General features: G+C 42.9%; 1 protein-coding gene. It reads right to left on the bottom strand.

The window, feature by feature from the left end; translation table 11 throughout:
- Window positions 1-375, bottom strand: a 375-nt coding sequence (locus AB4140_RS19750; RefSeq protein WP_372002341.1) for a hypothetical protein, incomplete at both ends; no start/stop codon positions are given.

Genomic DNA, 375 nt, shown 5'->3' on the forward strand with positions numbered 1-375 from the left:
ACTGTCACATTTTCAAAAGGATTGTGGCTGCAGTAGTTCATTAACTTACACCACTTAAAAAACTGAAATACGGCCGCTAAGTATTCTTTATTACTTTTATAGCTTCTGCCCTGTGTGAGTAGCTCATCACGGTACTTCATCGCATCAGCCGAGGTGATATCGTTAACGCAAATAGCTTGAGTGCTTTTTGGTGACCGGTTACCGATTGTTGGCAGTAACTTAATGAAGTGACAGGTTCGCTGTTCAAGTTGTTTAATAGAGAGTGGTCTAATGCCTGACTTCTCTTTTGAAGTAACAAAACCTGCTAGAGCATCATGTAACGTCACCACGGACATTGCTTGAGCGACAGCCGTGGTTTCACGGTGTTGTGACAGC

This window comes from Shewanella sp. 10N.286.51.B2 (genome assembly GCF_041469265.1).
GTDB lineage: Bacteria > Pseudomonadota > Gammaproteobacteria > Enterobacterales > Shewanellaceae > Shewanella.